Raw genomic sequence first — 19761 nt, 5'->3', positions numbered from 1 at the left:
CATGACGTCTTCCGCGAACACGCCCCTGATCGAGCTCAAAGGCGTCGGTAAGAGCTACGGCAACATCATCGCGCTGCACGGGATAGACCTGCGTGTCGGTGCCGGTGAGGTCACCTGCGTGCTCGGTGACAACGGCGCAGGCAAGTCCACTCTGATCAAGATCATGTCCGGTCTGCATGGCCAGTCGGAGGGGGAACTGCTCGTCGACGGCAAGGCGACAACGTTCGGCTCGCCGAAGCAGGCCGTGGAACAGGGCATATCGACGGTCTATCAGGACCTCGCGGTCGTTTCCCTGATGCCGGTGTGGCGCAACTTCTTTCTCGGCCAGGAGCTGCGCAGGGGCAAGATTTTCAAGACCCTGGACACCCACGCCATGCGCGCGAGAACCATCGACGAACTGCGCAAGATGGGTATCGATCTGCCCGACGTCGATGCCCCCATCGGCTCACTGTCCGGCGGTCAACGTCAGTGCGTGGCGATCGCTCGCGCCATCTTCTTCGGTGCGCGAGTGCTCATTCTCGATGAGCCGACCGCCGCTCTCGGCGTCAAGCAATCCGGCATGGTTCTCCGATACATCTCCGCGGCCAGGGAGAAGGGCTTCGGCGTCGTGTTCATCACCCACAATCCTCACCACGCGTACATGGTCGGAGACCACTTCGTCCTCCTCGATCGCGGACGTCAGACGCTGGACTGCGCGCACGACGACATCTCCCTCGACGATCTCACCAAGGAAATGGCGGGCGGCGACGAACTGGAGACCCTCTCCGACGAACTGCGTCGCTGACCGGTCGGCGGCCGCGGGCCCATGCGTGAGAATCGCGCGTGGCGGGTAGAAGACCGATAGCGGTGCCCGATGGAGGTGCCAGACGAAGGAGCCGAACATGAGCGAGCACGAGCCCCTCGGACCACTGTCGCCGGACTATCTCGAATCCGATTTCTTCGGATATCAGAGCATGCTCGACGACGCCGAGATCGAGGTGGTCCTGCGTACCCGTCGGTTCCTGCAGGACGAGGTCGCGCCGAGGGCGAACGAATTCTGGGAGAAGGCCACCTCTCCGGTGCACCTGATGCCGAAGATCGCCGAACTCGAAATCGCCGGTCTCGGTTACGCATTCGAGGACCGCAAGGCCTCACGCAAGCTGCTCACCGGCTGGCTCGAAATGGAGTTCGCGCGGGTCGATCCGTCGACGGGAACGATGTTCAGCGTGCACAGTTCGCTGGCGATGAGCAGTATCTCGATTCTGGGCTCCGAGGAGCAGCGCGAACGGTGGTTGCCTGCCATGCGTCGAATGGAGAAGATCGGCGCGTTCGGCCTGTCCGAACCGCACGGTGGCTCCGATGTCGCAGGCGGGCTGGAGACCACTGCCCGCCTCGACGGTGATCACTGGATCCTCAACGGCAGCAAGCGGTGGATCGGCAATGCCACCTTCGCCGATCTGACCATCGTTTTCGCCAAGGACGAGGCCGACGGTGAGGTCAAGGGCTTCGTCGTGGAGCAAGGATTCGAAGGCTTCCGGGCCGAGAAGATCGAGGGCAAGTACTCGCTCCGCGCGGTGGAGAACGCCGACATCCATCTGGAGAACTGCCGAGTCCCGGTCGGCAACAAGCTTGCCAAGGCCAACTCGTTCGCCGACACTGCGAAGGTGCTTCGGCTGACGCGCGGGGGAGTGGCCTTTCAAGCCGTGGGCGTGATGATGGGCGCGTACGAGCGGGCCGTGGCGTATGCGCGCGAACGCGAACAGTTCGGATCTCCGATCGCCTCGTTCCAGCTGATCTCCGACCTGATCGCCCGCATGACGGCGAACATCACTGCCGCGCTCGGGATGGCGATTCGTGTCGCTCAGTTGCAGGACAACGGCGTCCACCAAGACGAGCATGCGGCGCTCGCAAAGACGTTCTGTACGACGCGGCTGCGCGAGACGGTGGGTTGGGCCCGAGAGATCCTGGGCGGCAACGGAATTCTGATCGAGCACGACGTCATCAGATTCTTCGCCGATGCCGAGGCCCTGTACTCCTACGAGGGAACCGCGCAGATCAACAATCTGATCGTTGGCCGCGGAGTGACCGGCTTCGGCGCGTTCGTCTGACGTAGAACGTCGAAAGGCCCCTTCGCGTGTGCGAAGGGGCCTTTCGACTGCGGGGGGAGTTGTCAGCGTGCGAAGAGCAACGCTCGCTTGACTTCCTGGATCGCCTTGGTCACCTGGATGCCGCGAGGGCATGCGTCGGTGCAGTTGAAGGTGGTGCGGCAACGCCACACACCCTCGACGTCGTTGAGGATGTCCAGACGCTCGGTTGCACCCTCGTCACGGCTGTCGAAGATGAACCGGTGTGCGTTGACGATGGCAGCCGGACCGAAGTAGCTGCCGTCGCTCCAGAACACGGGGCACGAGGTGGTGCAGCACGCGCACAGGATGCACTTGGTGGTGTCGTCGAAGCGGGCGCGGTCCGCAGCGGACTGGATCCGCTCTCGGGTCGGCTCGTTGCCGGTCGTCATCAGGAACGGCTTCACGGCGCGGAACGCGTCGAAGAAGGGTTCCATGTCGACGATGAGGTCCTTCTCCACCGGCAGACCCTTGATGGGCTCGATGGTGATGTTCAGCGTCTTCGACGAGTCCTTGGGGAGCATGTCGCGCATGAGCACCTTGCAGGCGAGACGGTTGACACCGTTGATCCGCATCGCGTCGCTGCCGCAGACACCGTGTGCGCACGAACGACGGAACGTCAGGGTGCCGTCCAGGTAGCCCTTCACGTACAGCAGCAGGTTGAGCAGACGGTCGGTGGCCAGTGTGGGGACCTGGAAGGTGTCCCAGCGCTGACCGTCACCGCTCTCGGGATTGAAGCGCGCGATCTTGAGGTTGACCATCACCGCGCCCTCGGGGACGGGTGGCAGATCGGACTCGTTGGACTTCTTGTCCAGGGTGGGTGCGCTCATGTCAGTACTTCCGCTCCATCGGCTCGTAGCGGGTTTGGATTACCGGCTTGTAATCCAAGCGGATCTCGGTGAGCAGACCTTCGCCCTCTTTGTAGGCCATGGTGTGCTTCATGTACTCGGCGTCGTTGCGCTCGGGGTAGTCCTCGCGAGCGTGTCCGCCGCGCGATTCCTTCCGGTTGAGTGCACCGACGACCGTGACCTCCGCCATTTCGAGCAGGAAGCCGAGTTCGATGGCCTCGAGCAGGTCGCTGTTGTAGCGCTTGCCCTTGTCCTCGACGGTGATCTTGTTGTATCGCTCCTTTAGGGCGCGGACGTCCTTGAGTGCCGTCTCGAGGCGCTCCTCGGTACGGAACACCGAGGCGTTGTTGTCCATCGACTGCTGCATCTCGGTACGGATGTCGGCTGCGCGCTCGTGTCCGTGGTCGGAGAGGATCAGCTCCAGCCAGTCCTGCACCATCTTCGCCGGCTCCTCGGGGAGCGGGGTGAAGTCGACCGAGTTCGCGTACTCGGCCGCCGCGATGCCGGCACGACGTCCGAAGACGTTGATGTCGAGCAGCGAGTTGGTGCCGAGACGGTTGGCTCCGTGCACGGAGACGCAGGCACATTCGCCGGCCGCGTAGAGGCCGGGGACGATGTCCTCGTTGTTGCGCAGAACCTCGCCGCGGATCTTCGTGGGGATGCCGCCCATGACGTAGTGGCACGTCGGGTAGACGGGCACCGGCTCCTTGACGGGGTCGACACCGAGGTACGTGCGAGAGAACTCCATGATGTCCGGGAGCTTCTCGTCCAGAACTTCCTCGGGGATGTGCGTGACGTCGATGTAGACGTAGTCCTTGTTCGGGCCGCCACCGCGTCCTTCGAGCACCTCGAGCACCATCGAGCGCGCGACGATGTCGCGGGGCGCGAGGTCCTTGATGGTCGGTGCGTAGCGCTCCATGAAGCGTTCACCCGACTCGTTGCGCAGGATTCCGCCCTCACCGCGCACGGCCTCGGAGATGAGGATGCCCAGGCCTGCGAGACCTGTCGGGTGGAACTGGTGGAATTCCATGTCTTCCAAGGGAAGGCCCTTGCGGAAGACGATGCTCATGCCGTCACCGGTGAGGGTGTGGGCATTGGAGGTGGTCTTGTAGATCCGGCCCGAGCCTCCGGTGGCGAAGATGATCGACTTCGCATGGAAGATATGCAGCTCACCGGTGGACAGCTCGTAGGCGATGATTCCGGTCGCGACGGGACCGTCGTCGGTCTCGGTCAGACACAGATCCAGTGCGTAGAACTCGTTGTAGAACTCGACGTCGTGCTTGACGCAGTTCTGGTAGAGCGTCTGCAGGATCATGTGGCCGGTGCGGTCGGCCGCGTAGCACGCACGACGCACGGGAGCTTTGCCGTGATCGCGGGTGTGGCCACCGAAGCGCCGCTGATCGATCTTGCCCTCGGGTGTCCGGTTGAAAGGAAGGCCCATCTTCTCGAGGTCGAGAACCGCGTCGATGGCTTCCTTGGCCATGATCTCCACCGCGTCCTGGTCGGCGAGGTAGTCGCCGCCCTTGACGGTGTCGAACGTGTGCCACTCCCAGTTGTCTTCCTCGACATTGGCCAGGGCGGCACACATGCCACCCTGAGCTGCGCCGGTGTGCGAGCGCGTGGGGTAGAGCTTGGTCAGTACGGCTGTGCGAGCACGGGGTCCGGCCTCGATCGCAGCACGCATACCGGCACCGCCTGCGCCGACGATCAGTACGTCGTAACGATGTTCCTGCATGTAAGCGTCAGTGTCCTTAGCTCGCCGTGATGTTGGGATCGAACGTGAAGATGACGTACGTGCCGACGCCCATGATGAGGATCATCGACAGCACCAGCAGCGTGGTCAGCCAGAATCGCGTCGAATCCTTGCGGGAGTAGTCCGCGATGATCGTGCGCAGGCCGTTGCCGCCGTGCAGCTGAGCGAGCCACAGCATCGTCAGGTCCCAGAACTGCCAGAACGGGCTGGCCCAACGACCGGCGACGAAAGCGAAGTTGATGCGGTGCACACCGTCGTCGAGCATCAGCATGATGAACATGTGGCCCAGGACGAGCACGACGAGTGCCAGGCCGGAGAAGCGCATGAACAGCCATGCGTAGAGCTCGAAGTTGCCCTTGCTCTGCCGCCGCGGCGAACGTGGGTTGGCCAAGCTGGCCGGACGGTCGTAGTTCGTGCCGAGGACTTTGGCCTCGGGACCCTGCGTCGACATCAGTGACCACCCGCCGTGAACATGTTGTAGAAGATTCGTCCCGCGCCGGGGATCATGACGACGAGCCAGATGACTGCGATCGCCCACAGCATCGGCTTCTGGTACTGCGGTCCCTTGGACCAGAAGTCGATCAGCATCACGCGGATGCCGTTCAACGCGTGGTACAGCACTGCCGCGACGAGGCCGATTTCCATCAGGCCGACGAGCGGGGTCTTGTAGGTCTCGATGATGGCGTCGTACGTCTCGGGGTTGACCCGAACCATCGCCGTGTCGAGAACGTGGACGAACAGAAAGAAAAAGACCAGAACGCCTGTGATGCGGTGCAGAACCCAGGACCACATGCCCGGGTCCCCGCGGTACAGAGACCGCTTGCGCTCCTTGACCGGAGCGACTTCCGTCGTGCTACTCATCGAGTGCAATGCCTCCAACGTCGTTGGTGGACGCATCGAGCCCCGGTGGCCGGTCTTGCCTGGCTCGATTTGTCGCGATTCGGCCCTAGTGCTGGTTGTACTAGCCGCTTACTGGAAACTGTAAACCCATTCGAAACACGGAACTAATTCGACTCGAGGTTCGTACGGTGCCGAAATGCGGTGTTAGGTTTGCCTTCCCAATTGATGAATGCTCATCGGACCGGATCTCTGCATCAATTCAGACACCGTGATTGGATGGTTCACCATGAACGAAATCGACTGGAAGACGTTGCGCGACAATGCTCATGAGGCAATGGGCCGTGCCTATGCCCCGTACTCGAACTTTCCGGTCGGTGCGGCGGCTCTGGTGGACGACAATCGGATAGTCACCGGGTGCAATGTGGAAAATGTCTCATACGGTTTGGGGCTCTGTGCGGAGTGCGGGTTGGTGTCCAACCTGCACTCGACCGGCGGCGGCAGACTCGTCGCCTTTTCCTGCTGCGATTCCAGGCGTGAAATTCTGATGCCGTGCGGGCGATGCCGACAGCTGCTGTACGAGTTCGGCGGCCCGGATCTGCTCGTCGACACCGTCTCGGGACCGGCTCGACTGGCAGAGTTGCTCCCTAATGCTTTCGGCCCCGACAACCTCGACGAAGGACGCGTGAACAACCATGCCTGACGCCGTATCCATCATCAGCGCCAAGCGAGACGGGCGCGTTCTCGACGACGAACAGATCGAATGGGTGATTGCGGAGTTCACCCGCGGATCCGTCGCGCCGGAACAGATGTCGGCTCTCGCGATGGCTGTTCTGTGGCGTGGATTGTCGCGTCGCGAGCTCGGTACGTGGACGAACGCGATGATCGCGTCGGGTACCCGAATGGACTTCTCGGCACTGCCGCTGCCCACCGTCGACAAGCACTCGACCGGTGGTGTCGGAGACAAGATCACGCTGCCGCTGGCTCCGCTCGTCGCCGCCTGCGGTGCGGCAGTGCCGCAGCTGTCGGGTCGAGGACTCGGACACACCGGCGGAACGCTCGACAAGCTCGAGTCCATCCCCGGCTGGCGAGCGGATCTGAGCGGTGAGGAGATGCATCGCATCCTGGCCGATCCGGCGATCGGTGCTGTCGTGTGCGCTGCCGGTGCCGATCTGGCTCCGGCCGACAAGAAGCTCTACGCACTGCGCGACGTGACGGGAACGGTCGAATCGATCCCGCTGATCGCTAGCTCGATCATGAGCAAGAAGATCGCGGAGGGCACCGGGGCGCTCGTGTTGGATGTCAAGGTCGGTGCCGGTGCGTTCATGAAGAACGTCGACGACGCACGTGAACTGGCCACAGCGATGGTCGAGCTCGGAACCGATGCGGGCGTGCGGACTCTGGCGGTGCTGACGGCGATGGACACCCCGCTCGGGCTCACCGCGGGCAACGCGCTCGAGGTGGAGGAGTCGGTCGAGGTTCTCGCCGGAGGTGGCCCGGCCGACATCGTCGAGCTGACGATCACGCTGGCGCGCACGATGCTCACCGCGGCCGGGATCGAGGGCATCGATTCGGCCGACAAGCTCGCCGACGGTTCGGCCATGGATCGGTGGCGAACGATGATCGCCGCGCAGGGCGGCGATCCCGATGCCGCACTACCTGTCGCCCGGGAGAGCCAGGACTTCACCGCCACCGCCGACGGCGTCGTCACCGGGTTGGACGCAATGGGCGTCGGGCTCGCGGCCTGGCGACTGGGCGCGGGCCGCGAGCGACAGGGTGAGCCGGTGCAGAGCGCTGCCGGTGTGCGGCTGCACGCCAAGCCCGGCGATCGGGTACGTGCTGGGGATCGACTGGCGACGCTGTACACCGACACCCCCGAGCGCTTCGAGTATGCGCAGCAGGCACTCGAATCCAGTTGGGAGATAGGGGCCACGGCCTCGCAGCCGAGGCCCCTGGTGATCGACCGCATCGGTCGGTGAGGAGCTCGGGCAGTAGCGAGCCCGGTCAGATCAGGTTGCCTGCCTCCGTCAGCACGCTGCGCAGGATCTGCTCCATCTCGTCGAACTCCTTCTGGCCGCAGATCAGCGGTGGTGCCAGCTGTACCACCGGGTCGCCGCGGTCGTCGGCGCGGCAGTACAGCCCGGCGTCGAACAGTGCGGTGGACAGGAAGCCGCGAAGGATGCGCTCTGCTTCGGCATCGCTGAACGTTTCCTTCGTGGCCTTGTCCTTGACCAACTCGATGCCGTAGAAGAATCCCTCGCCGCGCACGTCGCCGACGATCGGCAGGTCGTGCAGTTTCTCCAGCGTGGCACGGAACGCCGGTGCATTGTCTGCGACGTGCGCGTTGATGCCCTCGCGCTCGAAGATGTCGAGATTGGCCATGGCAACGGCGGCGGAGACGGGGTGGCCGCCGAAGGTGTATCCGTGCGCGAAGCTCGACGTGCCGTCGTCGAACGGCTCGAAGAGCTTGTCGGAGGCGATCATTGCGCCGATGGGGGAGTAGCCCGAGGTCAATCCCTTGGCGCAGGTGATGATGTCCGGTACGTAGCCGAAGTCGTTGCACGCGAACATCGATCCGATCCGGCCGAACGCACAGATCACCTCGTCCGAAACCAGGAGTACGTCGTAGCGGTCGCAGATTTCACGGACGCGCTCGAAGTATCCGGGCGGGGGAGGAAAGCAACCCCCGGCATTCTGAACCGGTTCGAGGAACACCGCGGCCACCGAATCGGGGCCCTCGAATTCGATTGCCTCGGCAATCCGGTCCGCGGCCCAGATTCCGAATGCTTTCGGATCTGTGTCCAGGGGAGCGGGGGCGCGGTAGATGTTGGTGTTCGGCACTCGGAACGCGCCCGGCGTCAGCGGCTCGAACGGTTCCTTGAGCGCGGGGATTCCGGTGATGGCCAGCGCACCCTGCGGGGTGCCGTGGTAGGCGATCGCTCGCGAGATCACCTTGTGCTTACCGGGCTTGCCGACTTTCTTGAAGTACTGCTTGGCCAACTTCCACGCGCTCTCGACGGCCTCGCCGCCACCGGTGGTGAAGAAGACCCGGTTCAGGTCGCCCGGGGCGTAACCGGCGAGCCGCTCGGCAAGTTCGATGGCCGGTTCGGTGACGTACGACCACAGTGGGAAGAACGCCAGTTCTTTGGCCTGCTTGGCTGCGGCCTCGGCCAGTTCTTCACGGCCGTGTCCCACCTGGACCACGAACAGCCCCGACAGACCGTCGATGTAGCTCTTTCCGTTGGAATCCCAGATGGTCGAGCCTTCCCCGCGGGTGATGATCGGGGGAGTGACCCCTGCGCCGTGGCGGGTGAAGTGGCCCCACAGGTGCTTGGCTGCGGAAGCATCGAGTTCGGCTGTCGTTCGTGTCATCGTGTTCCCCAATTGTATTGCTGCTTGACGAGTTTGAGATAGACCAGGGTTTCGGTGCTGGTGACGCCGTCGAGACTTCTGATCTGCTTGTTCAGGATCTGCAGGAGTTGTTCGTCGTCCTCGCACACCACTTCCACGACGACGTCGAACGACCCTGCGGTGAGGACGACGTAGTCGATCGCATCGATCGCCGACAGTTCCTCGGACAGTGCGTAACTGTCGCCGGTGCACTTGATGCCGATCATGGCCTGCCGCTTGAATCCGACCTGCACCGGATCGGTCACCGCGACGATCTGCATGACGCCGGAGTCCGTCAGGCGCTGAACTCGTTGACGGACAGCCGCTTCCGAGAGTCCTACGGCTTTGCCGATGGCGGCGTACGAGCGACGCCCGTCCTCTTGGAGTTGCTCGATGATCGCCTTGGAGACGTCGTCGAGTGCGATGGGCGGTTGCTCGGGCATGGCTCGATCTTGTCACTGTCGTGGCCGTGAACACAACCCGTCCACGATGAAAAGCGTGTCAATTTTCGATTCAAACGACAGAATCAGTTGTCGAAAGGCTCGAAACAGAGAGAATCAGTGGGTTCGACGGTACTCTGCAGGCATGGCGAACATTCCTGGTTGTTGGATCGACGGACGCGCGGTCGACGGTGGCGGTGATCGGTACGAGGTCGACGATCCCGCGACCGGAGCTGTCGTTGCCGACGTCGGTTTGGCCACTGCCGGGGATGTCGATTCGGCTCTCGCGCATGCTCGATCGGCTTTTCCGTCATGGTCCACCGCCACCCCCGCGCACCGCAGCGCCGTGTTGATGGAACTGGCGCGTCTCGTTACGGCCGACACGGAGAACTTCGTGTCCGAGGAAGTGGCGCAGACCGGCAAATCGACAAGGCTGGCAACAGAATTCGACGTTCCTGGCAGCATCGACAACATCGAGTTCTTCGCCGGAGCGGCGCGGCACCTGGACGGCAAGGCTGCTGCGGAGTACTCGGGTGAGCACACCTCCGCCATCCGCCGGGACGCCGTCGGAGTGGTCGGGTCGATCACTCCGTGGAACTATCCGCTGCAGATGGCGGTGTGGAAAGCGATACCGGCGTTGGCGGCCGGGTGTTCCATCGTGCTCAAGCCCAGTGAACTCACGCCGCTGACCACCCTGCGGCTGGCGCGCTTGGCCACCGAGGCAGGCGTGCCCGACGGGGTGTTCAACGTCGTCACCGGAACCGGAGTGGACGCCGGAGTCGCGCTGTCCTCCCATGCCGGACTGGACCTGATGACGTTCACCGGCTCCACTCCCGTCGGCAGGCGCGTGATGGCGCAAGCCGCCGCGCACGGCACGCGGGTGCAGCTCGAGCTCGGCGGCAAGGCACCGCTGGTGGTGTTCGACGACGCCGACCTCGACGCAGCCATTCACGGTGCCGTCGCGGGATCGTTGATCAACGGCGGCCAGGACTGCACGGCGGCCACCCGCGCCATAGTCGCCGAATCCCTGTACGAGGACTTCGTCGCCGGAGTCGCCGAGTTGATGGGGCGCGTCGTCGTGGGAGACCCGAGGGATCCGGCAACCGACATGGGATCGTTGATCTCCGTCGCGCACCGAGATCGGGTGGCTGCGATGGTGGACCGGGCCCGCGACGCGGGTGCCAGGGTGGTGACCGGAGGCCGTGTCCCCGAGGGGCGAGGCGCGTTCTACCCGCCCACCCTGATCGCCGATGTCGGTGAGCAGGACGAGATCTATCGCGACGAGGTGTTCGGTCCGGTGCTCACGGTGTCCACGCATCACGGGGACGACGACGCGATCCGACGCGCCAACGACACCGAGTTCGGACTCGCCGCCTCGGCGTGGACCCGCGACCTGTACCGCGCGGGCCGAGCGACGCGGGAGATCGCCGCCGGCTGTGTATGGATCAACGACCACATCCCGATCATCAGCGAGATGCCACACGGCGGATTCGGGGCCTCGGGTTTCGGCAAGGACATGTCCAGTTACTCGCTCGACGAGTACCTCACCGTCAAGCACGTCATGACCGACATCACCGGTGTGGCCCGAAAGCCCTGGCACCGAACGGTCTTCGCGTCCGTCGACGCTGCAACGCAGGGAGATGCCCGATGAACGCACCGTGGGCAACCACCCCCACCGACCGCGGCGTGACCATGGTGGCCGGCGCGGCACCGGAGTCCTACTGGCTCGATCGTCCCGAACGCCCGGCACCACGGACTCGGCACACCGGTTCGACTGCAGCGGATCTGGTGATCGTCGGCGGCGGATTCACCGGACTGTGGGCGGCTCTGCATGCGGCAGAGGAGAACCCGAACCGATCGATCGTGCTGCTCGAAGGCGACCGCATCGCCGAGGGCGCAACGGGACGCAACGGCGGCTTCTGTGCGGCCAGCCTGACGCACGGACTGGGCAACGGACTCGACCGCTACGCCGACGAACTACCGGAACTGCTGCGGATGGGCACCGAGACGCTCGACGCGATCTGCGCGACTGCGGACAGGTACGGGATCGACGCCGACATCGAACGCACCGGCGAGCTCGACATCGCCAATTTCGACTGGCAGGTGGACGACCTGCGGGAGCTCGGCGACGAGGGGAGGCGACTGGCGCAGCCGATGGAATACCTCGACGCCGCTGCCGTGCAGTCCAGGATCACCTCACCGATGGCGCGCGGTGCACTGTTCGACCCCGATGTCGCGATGATCGACCCCGCCAAACTCGCCTGGGGCCTGGCCGACGCGGCCGAGTCGCTCGGCGTTCGCATTCACGAGAACACTTGGGCGCTGTCGATCGGCAAGTCCGGCACAGGTATTCGAGTCAAGACGGGCTACGGCACCATCGAGGCCGGCAAGGTGCTGCTGGCCACCTCGGCATCGAAATCGTTGCGTCGCAAACTCCGTCACTGGATCGTCCCGGTGTGGGACTACGTGATCATGACCGAACCACTGACGTCGGCCCAGCTCGCCGACATCGGCTGGTCCGGCCGCGAAGGATTGGCCGACTCCGGCAACAGATTTCACTACTTCCGGTTGACGGCCGACAACCGCATCCTGTTCGGCGGGTGGGACGCGCACTACTTCTACGGTGGCGACACCGACCCACGCCGAACCCAACATCCCGAAGAGTTCGCTTTGCTCGCCGAACACCTGCTGCAGATGTTCCCGAGCCTCGAGGGAATCCGCGCCACCCACGCCTGGGGCGGATCGATCGACACGTGCTCGCGGTTCAGCGCCTTCTGGGATCTCGGCATGAACGGACGGGTGGCCTCGGTCGCCGGGTTCACCGGCCTGGGCGTCGGTGCGTCGCACTTCGGTGCCCGCACCGCCCTCGATCTGCTCGACGGCAAGGACACCGAACGAACACGCCTGAAGATGGTGCGCAGCATGCCGTTGCCGTTCCCACCCGAGCCCCTCAAGTCGATCGGGATCAACATCACCCGCGCGGCATTCGCCCGAGCCGATCGCAACGGCGGTAAACGAGGACTGTGGCTCAAGGGCATGGACGCGCTGGGTCTGGGCTTCGACAGTTAGAGCGGCTGCGCCGCACGTGCACGGAAACTCGACCTCTGCTACGAGCTTCTGCTCACGTGCGGCGAAGCCGCTCTACTCGTGCGGAACGACGATCACCGGCACCGGGGCGGCACGCAGAATCTTCGCCGCACTCGAACCGAGGAACACCCGCTTGGGAGTGGCCAATCGACTCGAGCCGAGGAACAGCACATCGCCCGGCTTCCAATCGAGGTTGCCCATCGCCTCGGCCAGCGTCGAACCGTCGGCGACGATCGACTCCAGGCCGTCGATATCGGGGAGCGTGCGCACCGCGTGGTCGAGATTGTCCTGCGCGGCAGCGACCTGTCGTCGCCGCGTATCCAGTGAGGTCTCGTCACTCGGGGCCCCGGTCGGCTCGAGCGAGACCAGCGAGACCAAGCGCACCGGCACGTGCGCCGCACTGGCAATGGTGATCGCGAACGGCAACGGATTCGGGGCAGAGGCCCGGGTGGGGACGGCGACGGTGAGGTCGGTGATCGGTGCGTTCGAGAGCCGGTAGCCCCGAGGTGCGAGTGCCAGCGGCACCTCCGACGCATGCAGGAGCTGGCCGGCAACCGAACCGACGGAATGCCGATTCAGCAAGCCGTCGCCGGCTCCGCCCACGACGATCATGTCCGCATCGGTCTGCACCGCGAAGTCGATCAGGGCACGGGCGAAGGACTCGTGCGAGAGCACGTGCGTGGTCACCTCGATGCCCGACGGCACCTGGGCGGCCGCGTCGGCCACCCAGCCCTCGGCCTTGGCCGCGAGAACTTTTCGATACGGTCCACTGCCTTCCATGACCGGTTCGTCCACGGCCATGACCAGCACGATGTCGATGGACGCGTCGAGGGCGCGGGCGAGGGCGGTGGCCAGGGCTACGCCGTCGTCGCCGCTGGGAGTGGCGAGATAGCCGACGGTGATCTTCATGAATGGGGTGTCCTTCTCTACTGGTAAGTGTCCGGAACCTTGACTTCGGTGGACGCGGTGAGTGTCTTGCCCTGGAAGAAGTCCTTGTTGCCCACGAAGCACAGCAGCATGAGCGGAATTCCGAGTACCAGCATGCCGACGCCGAGGACGAACACACCGCCGATCGGACCGTAGACGGTGTAACCGTAGTCGGGCTTGATCATGTCGACCGCGCTCTGCACGAACGCCCACGTCATCGACAGCCCGCCGAGGAGAGGAAAGATCCCGCGCATGAACAGGTTTCGGACGGACGAGAACAGTGTGCGACGGAAGTACCAGGCGCACGCGTACGCGGTGATGCCGTAGTAGAACGCGACCGCGAGCCCGAGTGATGCCACCGAATCCTGCAGCGCGTTGGCGCTGACGAAAGTGAGCACCAGATAGAACATCAGCGCCGCGGCACCCATCACGAGCGTGCCGAAGCCGGGCGTCATGTACTTGGGGTGCACGCTGGCGAACCGCTTGGGGATCGCTTCGTACACGGCCATCGACAATGTTCCGCGGGCCGTGGGCAGAATGGTCGTCTGCGTGGAGGACAGTGCCGAGATGGAGACGGTCAGCAGTAGCAGCGACGCGACGATCGAACCCGCGACCGGATCGCCGAGAATGGTGAGCACATCGTCGACGTTGTCCGGGTTGTTCAGGCCGATGCCGGTGTCGCCGAACCCGGCGAACGACTGCACGGCGTAGCCGACGAGCACGTAGGTGGCCACGAGAATGAGCGTGGTGATCACCGCGGCGCGTCCCGGAGTCTTCTCCGAATCCTTCGTTTCCTCGCCGACGGCAAGGCAGGCGTCCCATCCCCAATAGATGAAGATGCACAGGATGATGGCCTGGGCCGCGTCGGACATCGTCACTCCGGTGGGAACCAACCAGCTCCACTGGGGCGTGATGGCTTGCGGTCCCGCGGTCCCGGTACCCACCTTGACCAGAGCAGTCACCGACACTCCGATGAGCACCCCGAACTGCACGACCAGCAACACGTTCTGCATGCGTTCGCTGATGAGGATGCCGCGAAAGCTGACATAGGTCATCGAGACGATGAAGAACGAACCGAGGGCGACCTTGGCCGCGGTCGACTCCGCCAACCCGGACAGTCCCAGGAACTCGAACAGATAGATGGCAGCGATCTCGGCGACGTTGGCCAGCACGATGATCGCCGAGACGGCCAGCCCCCACCCGGCCATCCAACCGACCCAGGGCCCGAATGCCTTGGTACCCCAGGTGAACGACGTGCCGCAGTCCGGTGTGTCACGCCCGAGTTCGCGGTAGGCGAAGGCGGTGAGCAGCATCGGAACGAAGGCGATGAGGAACATCGAGGGCGCTTTGTCGCCGACGGCCAGAACCACGTAACCGAGGGTCGCGGCGAGGCTGTAGGCCGGGGCCACCGCCGACAAGCCGATGACGATGTTGCCGACCAGCCCGAGAGCGCCGGTGTTGAGTCCTTTACCCGGAAGGGTGTTCGGCGGTTCCACAGTGGACATAGATCTCTCCGAGGTTCGAGACGACCGAGGACGTCGGAGGGGACCCGACAGAATCGGCCGCGCGTGTGTGCTGAACACTACGATTTCCGTCGCAGATCCGCTGTGTATCGACGGAATTGTTTTCATTGGAGTAACAATGCAACGAAATAGGTCGCAGAAGCGGCGAAGTTCGGGGGAATCCGCGGACTCGCCGAGTGGTGATGACAGACGCGCGTGCGTGCGAGCCGCACGCTACCGTCGTCACATGAGCACCGCGGAGAACACTCAGTCCTCGATCGGTGGCAGTGCGCCACTCGATCTCGCGTCGATCAGGACGGCTCCCAAGGCGTTGCTGCACGATCACCTCGACGGCGGACTCCGCCCGCAGACCGTGTTGGAACTGGCCGACGAATGCGGGTACGACGATCTTCCCGCCACCGACGGCGAAGCGTTGGGCGAGTGGTTCCGCGACGCGGCGGACAGCGGCTCGCTCGTGCGGTACCTCGAGACGTTCGCGCACACCGTTGCCGTGATGCAGACTCCCGAAGGACTGTTCCGGGTGGCGCGCGAATGCGCCGAGGATCTGGCCGACGACGGCGTCGTGTACGCCGAGGTGCGCTTCGCGCCGGAACAGCACCTCGAGCGCGGACTGACTCTCGACGAGGTCGTCACCCACACGCTCGCCGGCTTCGAGGCAGGGATCTCCGCGGCCAAGGTGCGCGGTAAGAACATCACGATCGGCACCTTGCTCACCGCGATGCGGCACGCGGCGCGTTCGCGGGAAATCGCCGAACTGACGGTCCGGTTCCGTGACCGCGGCGTCGTGGGCTTCGACATCGCCGGTGCCGAAGCGGGCTTCCCTCCCAGTCGCCACCTCGACGCCTTCGAATACATGCGAGCGAGCAACGCGCACTTCACCATTCACGCGGGAGAAGCGTTCGGTCTGCCGTCGATCCAGGAAGCAGTGGCGTTCTGCGGCACCGACAGGCTCGGTCACGGGGTTCGGATCACCGACGACATCACCACCGACGCCGACGGCACACCCGAGCTCGGCCTGCTCGCCGCCTACGTCCGCGACACACGGATGCCCCTGGAACTGTGCCCGAGCTCGAACGTCCAAACCGGTGCCGTCGAGTCGTTGGCGACCCACCCGTTCGATCTGCTTGCCCGATTGCGATTCCGGGTCACCGTCAACACCGACAACCGCTTGATGAGCGATACGTCGATGAGTCGAGAGATGGTCAAGCTCGTCGAGACCTTCGGCTACGGCTGGAGCGATCTCGAGCGATTCACCATCAACGCGATGAAGTCGGCGTTCCTGCCGTTCGACGAGCGGCTGGCGCTGATCGACGACGTCATCAAGCCGGGTTACGCGGTGCTGATCGGCTGATCGACCAGACCCGGGGGCCGGCTACTTCTTGCGCAGTCGGCTCTCGAACTCGCGCTCGAGGGCGCGCCACGCTTCGGCCTCGACGTCGAACGGTGCGCTCGGCGCGAGCCGGTCGGGACTGGGCTCGAGGGCGTACGAGACGTACCAACCCAGTGGCGTGGACGTGGCGAGTGCTTCGTCGACGGAAGCGTCTCCGGCGAAATCTGCGGCGTCGGTGAACAATTCGACGGCCAGATCCAACTGGTCGACGTCCACCGCGGTGGGCCCTTCGGCGAGATCGTCGGCCAGGCCGGGCAGGACGTACACGTTGTCGTCGGTGATCTCGATGTCGAGGGAGCCGTCGATGGCGGCGGTCTGAACATCGGAGTAGGTGCTGACCTGTGCCAGATCGTGATCGTGATCGTCGGCCAGGTAGCGGGCCAACGAACGCTCGGAACCGAAGACGCTGATGGCACCGCCGCGACCGAGGAACACCGGCTTGTCGCCGAGGTAGCACCGCAGGGTGTAGAGCGTGTCGTCCGAGGTGATGATGCGAATCGGGTCGATGCCGACGGTGGTCCAGAAGGTATCTTCGGCCGCGGCTGCGGCGATCGGATCGCGATCCACCTCGGCGGAGTCGTCGTCTTCGTCGTCGTCGTCCGAATCGGAGTCGATGTCGTCCGTGACGTCATCGGCGTCGACGGCGTTCTCGGCGGCTGCGGTGATCTCGGCTTCGGCGACGGCAACGGCAGCGGAGTCGACATCGGGGGAGGTGACGATGGAGTCGACCGCGTCGAGCACGTCGTCCCAGTGCTTGGCGACCGCTGCACCGATGCGGTCCCACAGTTCACTGCCCTCACGACCGAGGAAGTTCTCGACGCCTCCGCCGACTGCCCCGACGAAAGGGTTGGATCCGAAAAAGCTTGTGACAGCTCGCAGTTCGCAGACATCGCCGATGGAGGAGACGATGTCGAAGGTGGCCTGCAGTTCGGCGAGAACGTCGGCGTCGGGATCGGAGGCCACCAACTCCGGCACGGCGACCAGATCGAAGCGGTGCAGATCGTCGGGCTCGAGTTCGTGTGCGGCGAGTGCGGAGACCACCTTCCACGACGGATGGTCGACGAGGTCGTTGTCGTCGTCGGATCTGACGAATGCCGCGAGCTCTGCGACGGTCGAGAATCCGTACAGGTCTTCCTCGTGTCCGAGGAATGCCTCCCACTCGTCGTCGCCTTCTCGCCACTCCGGTGCCCACAGTGTCGAGAAGTCACCGGCGGTGAGACCGAGTTCGATCGGGATGATGTCTCCAGCCATGGCGCGAAGCCTATCTCAGGAGTCTGTGAACGAACCCTGCAGACTTTGCAGGATCGCCTCGCGCTGGTCGAGCGCCGCACGTGCAGCGTCGGCAGCGACGACGGTGATCGTCGACGCGAGTGCATGAGCGGCAACCGATCCGAGGTTCTCGGCGAGTTCGAGCTCGACCAGGGCGCCGGACCCATCGACGACGACGGTCACCAGATCGTCCGGCGAGGTGAGTCGAATTCTGATGCGGTCCAGTCGCTCGTGCGTTTCGCGAAGTGCGTCCAGCCGGTGCTGGGCGCTGCCGACCAGAGCGTCGAGTTCGGTGGTGTGGGCGTGGGTCATACCTGCTTCAACCAACTCGTGGGTGCGGAGTCCTCTGCGAGATGCTCGTTCGCTTCGGCGGCGACTCGGGCACGGGTGGGCAGACCGAGACGATTCAGAACCTCGGTGGGAACGCCGTCCTCGGCGAGGAGGGTGCGTCGCTGAGCTCGTGCGGCCGCACTCGCCCGTACACAGTGCTCGAGAATCGTCGACGCCAAAGCGCCTCCGCCGTAGCGCAGTTCGCGTTCGTCGATCGCGATCCCGATCGGCAGTCCGTGTTCGGTGGCGCGGACCGTCACCGATCCCGATCGTGTTCCCGATACGGCGCTGACGACGGTGATGTCCGAGTCCGTCACTGGCCCGCCCTTCATTCGGTCGGACGGTAGAAGCCCTTGAAGCCCATACCGCTGTTGGTCGTTCTGATCGGCCCCACCTGCACCGGGTCGCCTGCCTCGACGAGCTGACCGTTGCCGATCACCATGGCCACGTGTCCGTCCCAGACGGCGAGGTCACCGGGCATCACCTCACCCGGTGCCACGGCGGAGCCGATGTCCTGTTCCTGTGCCAGACGCGGAATCTCGACGCCCTGCTGTGCGTACGCCCACTGGGTCAATCCGCTGCAGTCGAGTCCGCTGCCCGGCGTGGTGCCGCCCCACGCGTAGGGCACGCCCTGTTGGGTCAGTGCGCTACGGACGGCACCTGCGGCTTCGGCGTTGGGTGCGGTGACGGTACTGCCGTCCGGTAGCCGGATCTCGACTCCCCGGCCGGTGCTGTCTGGGGTTCGGTAGGGATCGGTGCCCGGATTGCCCAGGTAGTTATGGGCACCGCCGCCACCGACACCGCTGCTCGGTGACTCGGCTCCGGCGGCGGGGGAGGAGACGGACTGCGCGAACGTCTTCGCCAGCTTCTCGCCTGCTTCGATCACCTGTGATGTCGCGGGCGAGGTCATGAGATTCGAGGGTGAGCCGGGGGACGATGTCGGTCCGCCGCCGACGGGGCCGGGAACTGTCGGGGGAGCGGCCAGTTCGCCGACTTTCGCGGTGTGGACGGCCAACTCGCCCCGCACGCGCGCCACGACCACGAGCGCTCGTTCGAGGTGTTCGATGGCCGCCGTGATCAGCATGGTCTGCCCCGGCGGGGTGGCGATGATCGGTCCGGCCGACAGTGCGATTCCCACGAACGAGTGCACGATCGACTGCAGTTCGAGAAAGCCTCGATTGGTGTCGCGGCAGGCCTGGTCGACCACGGCAGCGATGTCGTCGGCGTGGTCGGCGAGGGCAAGTGCGCTCGTATGAGCGTTCTCGGCGTACCGAATGGCCGCGTCGGCGGCGTCACCGTTCCAGTTCGCCGCGAGCTCGGTGATCGCGACCCTGCCGATTCCCTGGGCCGCCTCGATCGCTGCCGAGGACACGCGCAGTACGTCGGCCGGACCGCCGGTGGGGAGCGCCCCGTTGCCGAAGGCTCCGAGCAGATCGACGATGGGACGGGCCAGCAGATCGATCATCGGCGCTTACCGCTCGTCCTGTGCGATACCGGCGGCCGAGGCCGCGGTGGTATCAGCGGCCGAGGCCGCAACGGTTGCGCCGGTTCCGGCATCGGTGAGGGCGTACGACACCGCGGATGCGGTGGCCGCGGAACCGATGCTCGCCACCGTGCTCGCCAGGCGCACGACGGCGTCGGTGTGCGCCAGATGGGTGCCGGTGACCGCACCGAGAAACTCCTGTCCGATCAGACCGAAGACCGGAGCCAGCACCGCGGGGCCGCACGCGGCGGCGGCAGCACTTGCCGCGGCGATCTGCTCGGCCATGGTCGACGCCACCGCACCGTACGCGAGGACCCCCTCGGTTTCGACGACGAGCTCGGCCATCAGTGCCCCCTGAGAATGCGATCGATTCACGGTCGCC

Annotated in this window: 20 protein-coding genes; 7 read left to right on the top strand and 13 right to left on the bottom strand. The window is 64.8% G+C overall.

Features of this window, described 5'->3' with window-relative positions; genetic code table 11:
• Position 1 precedes the first annotated feature (1 nt).
• Positions 2–784 carry an ATP-binding cassette domain-containing protein gene (locus CH283_RS17895; protein WP_068051706.1) on the top strand — a complete coding sequence of 261 codons (783 nt, stop codon included), beginning with the start codon at positions 2–4 and terminating at the stop codon, positions 782–784.
• 97 nt (positions 785–881) lie between these two features.
• Positions 882–2087 carry an acyl-CoA dehydrogenase family protein gene (locus CH283_RS17890; protein ID WP_094639017.1) on the top strand — a complete coding sequence of 402 codons (1206 nt, stop codon included), beginning with the start codon at positions 882–884 and terminating at the stop codon, positions 2085–2087.
• Positions 2088–2149: 62 nt separating this feature from the next.
• Here the strand turns inward: CH283_RS17890 and CH283_RS17885 are convergent, their stop codons facing one another.
• The 4 genes from CH283_RS17885 to sdhC are packed head-to-tail and all read right to left on the bottom strand — an operon-like array spanning position 2150 to position 5564.
• Positions 2150–2932 carry a succinate dehydrogenase iron-sulfur subunit gene (locus CH283_RS17885; RefSeq protein WP_008718029.1) on the bottom strand — a complete coding sequence of 261 codons (783 nt, stop codon included), beginning with the start codon at positions 2930–2932 and terminating at the stop codon, positions 2150–2152.
• A 1-nt stretch (position 2933) separates the two neighbouring features.
• On the bottom strand, positions 2934–4685 hold the full coding sequence (gene sdhA / locus CH283_RS17880; RefSeq protein ID WP_032397463.1) for a succinate dehydrogenase flavoprotein subunit: 1752 nt from the start codon (positions 4683–4685) through the stop codon (positions 2934–2936).
• A 16-nt stretch (positions 4686–4701) separates the two neighbouring features.
• Positions 4702–5154, bottom strand: coding sequence for a succinate dehydrogenase hydrophobic membrane anchor subunit (locus CH283_RS17875; RefSeq protein WP_032397462.1), 453 nt, complete (start codon positions 5152–5154; stop codon positions 4702–4704).
• A complete protein-coding gene (gene sdhC, locus CH283_RS17870; protein WP_082898767.1) occupies positions 5154–5564 on the bottom strand; it encodes a succinate dehydrogenase, cytochrome b556 subunit in 411 nt (136 codons plus the stop codon). The genes CH283_RS17875 and sdhC overlap by 1 nt, the downstream gene beginning before the upstream one ends.
• A 265-nt stretch (positions 5565–5829) precedes the next feature.
• Here sdhC and CH283_RS17865 point away from each other — a divergent pair, with 265 nt between their 5' ends.
• Both CH283_RS17865 and CH283_RS17860 read left to right on the top strand, forming a co-directional pair.
• Positions 5830–6243, top strand: a complete 414-nt coding sequence (locus CH283_RS17865; protein ID WP_037188964.1) for a cytidine deaminase — start codon at positions 5830–5832, stop codon at positions 6241–6243.
• Entirely contained in the window at positions 6236–7519 is a 1284-nt protein-coding gene (locus CH283_RS17860) for a thymidine phosphorylase (RefSeq protein ID WP_094639016.1), read from the top strand. The genes CH283_RS17865 and CH283_RS17860 overlap by 8 nt, the downstream gene beginning before the upstream one ends.
• Before the next feature lie 25 nt (positions 7520–7544).
• On the opposite strand, the gene CH283_RS17855 is transcribed toward CH283_RS17860, so the two are convergent.
• A complete protein-coding gene (locus CH283_RS17855) occupies positions 7545–8912 on the bottom strand; it encodes an aspartate aminotransferase family protein (RefSeq protein ID WP_068051664.1) in 1368 nt (455 codons plus the stop codon).
• Positions 8909–9373 (bottom strand): Lrp/AsnC family transcriptional regulator, encoded by a 465-nt coding sequence (locus CH283_RS17850; RefSeq protein WP_032376836.1) that lies wholly within the window; start codon positions 9371–9373, stop codon positions 8909–8911. Before CH283_RS17850 ends, CH283_RS17855 begins: the two co-directional genes overlap by 4 nt.
• Positions 9374–9515: 142 nt before the next feature.
• Between CH283_RS17850 and CH283_RS17845 the strand changes: the two genes are divergently transcribed.
• Together CH283_RS17845 and CH283_RS17840 are read left to right on the top strand one after the other, a co-directional pair.
• Entirely contained in the window at positions 9516–11021 is a 1506-nt protein-coding gene (locus CH283_RS17845) for a gamma-aminobutyraldehyde dehydrogenase (protein ID WP_094639015.1), read from the top strand.
• Positions 11018–12439 (top strand): NAD(P)/FAD-dependent oxidoreductase, encoded by a 1422-nt coding sequence (locus tag CH283_RS17840; RefSeq protein WP_094639014.1) that lies wholly within the window; start codon positions 11018–11020, stop codon positions 12437–12439. The genes CH283_RS17845 and CH283_RS17840 overlap by 4 nt, the downstream gene beginning before the upstream one ends.
• A 72-nt stretch (positions 12440–12511) precedes the next feature.
• On the opposite strand, the gene CH283_RS17835 is transcribed toward CH283_RS17840, so the two are convergent.
• On the bottom strand, positions 12512–13366 hold the full coding sequence (locus CH283_RS17835) for a universal stress protein (protein WP_068051659.1): 855 nt from the start codon (positions 13364–13366) through the stop codon (positions 12512–12514).
• Positions 13367–13383: 17 nt separating this feature from the next.
• The gene (locus tag CH283_RS17830; RefSeq protein WP_068051657.1) at positions 13384–14889 is read right to left on the bottom strand and encodes an APC family permease; all 1506 of its coding nucleotides are present in this window, start codon (positions 14887–14889) and stop codon (positions 13384–13386) included.
• A 244-nt stretch (positions 14890–15133) separates the two neighbouring features.
• Here CH283_RS17830 and CH283_RS17825 point away from each other — a divergent pair, with 244 nt between their 5' ends.
• The gene (locus tag CH283_RS17825; protein WP_094639013.1) at positions 15134–16258 is read left to right on the top strand and encodes an adenosine deaminase; all 1125 of its coding nucleotides are present in this window, start codon (positions 15134–15136) and stop codon (positions 16256–16258) included.
• Positions 16259–16279: 21 nt separating this feature from the next.
• Here CH283_RS17825 and CH283_RS17820 read toward each other — a convergent pair whose 3' ends face one another.
• The 5 genes from CH283_RS17820 to CH283_RS17800 are packed head-to-tail and all read right to left on the bottom strand — an operon-like array spanning position 16280 to position 19724.
• The gene (locus CH283_RS17820; RefSeq protein WP_094639012.1) at positions 16280–17548 is read right to left on the bottom strand and encodes a primosomal protein; all 1269 of its coding nucleotides are present in this window, start codon (positions 17546–17548) and stop codon (positions 16280–16282) included.
• A gap of 15 nt (positions 17549–17563) precedes the next feature.
• The gene (locus CH283_RS17815) at positions 17564–17878 is read right to left on the bottom strand and encodes a YbaB/EbfC family nucleoid-associated protein (protein WP_094639011.1); all 315 of its coding nucleotides are present in this window, start codon (positions 17876–17878) and stop codon (positions 17564–17566) included.
• Complete coding sequence (locus CH283_RS17810; RefSeq protein ID WP_094639010.1) at positions 17875–18228, bottom strand: hypothetical protein; 354 nt, start codon at positions 18226–18228, stop codon at positions 17875–17877. The genes CH283_RS17815 and CH283_RS17810 overlap by 4 nt, the downstream gene beginning before the upstream one ends.
• A complete protein-coding gene (locus tag CH283_RS17805) occupies positions 18225–19361 on the bottom strand; it encodes a C40 family peptidase (protein ID WP_094639009.1) in 1137 nt (378 codons plus the stop codon). Before CH283_RS17805 ends, CH283_RS17810 begins: the two co-directional genes overlap by 4 nt.
• A 6-nt stretch (positions 19362–19367) precedes the next feature.
• On the bottom strand, positions 19368–19724 hold the full coding sequence (locus CH283_RS17800) for a type VII secretion target (protein ID WP_141215329.1): 357 nt from the start codon (positions 19722–19724) through the stop codon (positions 19368–19370).
• Positions 19725–19761 lie beyond the last annotated feature (37 nt).

It is taken from the genome of Rhodococcus sp. 05-2254-2 (assembly GCF_002259095.1).
In the GTDB taxonomy this organism is placed as follows: Bacteria; Actinomycetota; Actinomycetes; order Mycobacteriales; family Mycobacteriaceae; genus Rhodococcoides.
The sequence above is the reverse complement of the archived record's forward strand: the minus strand, read 5'-3'. Positions and strand labels throughout refer to the sequence as shown.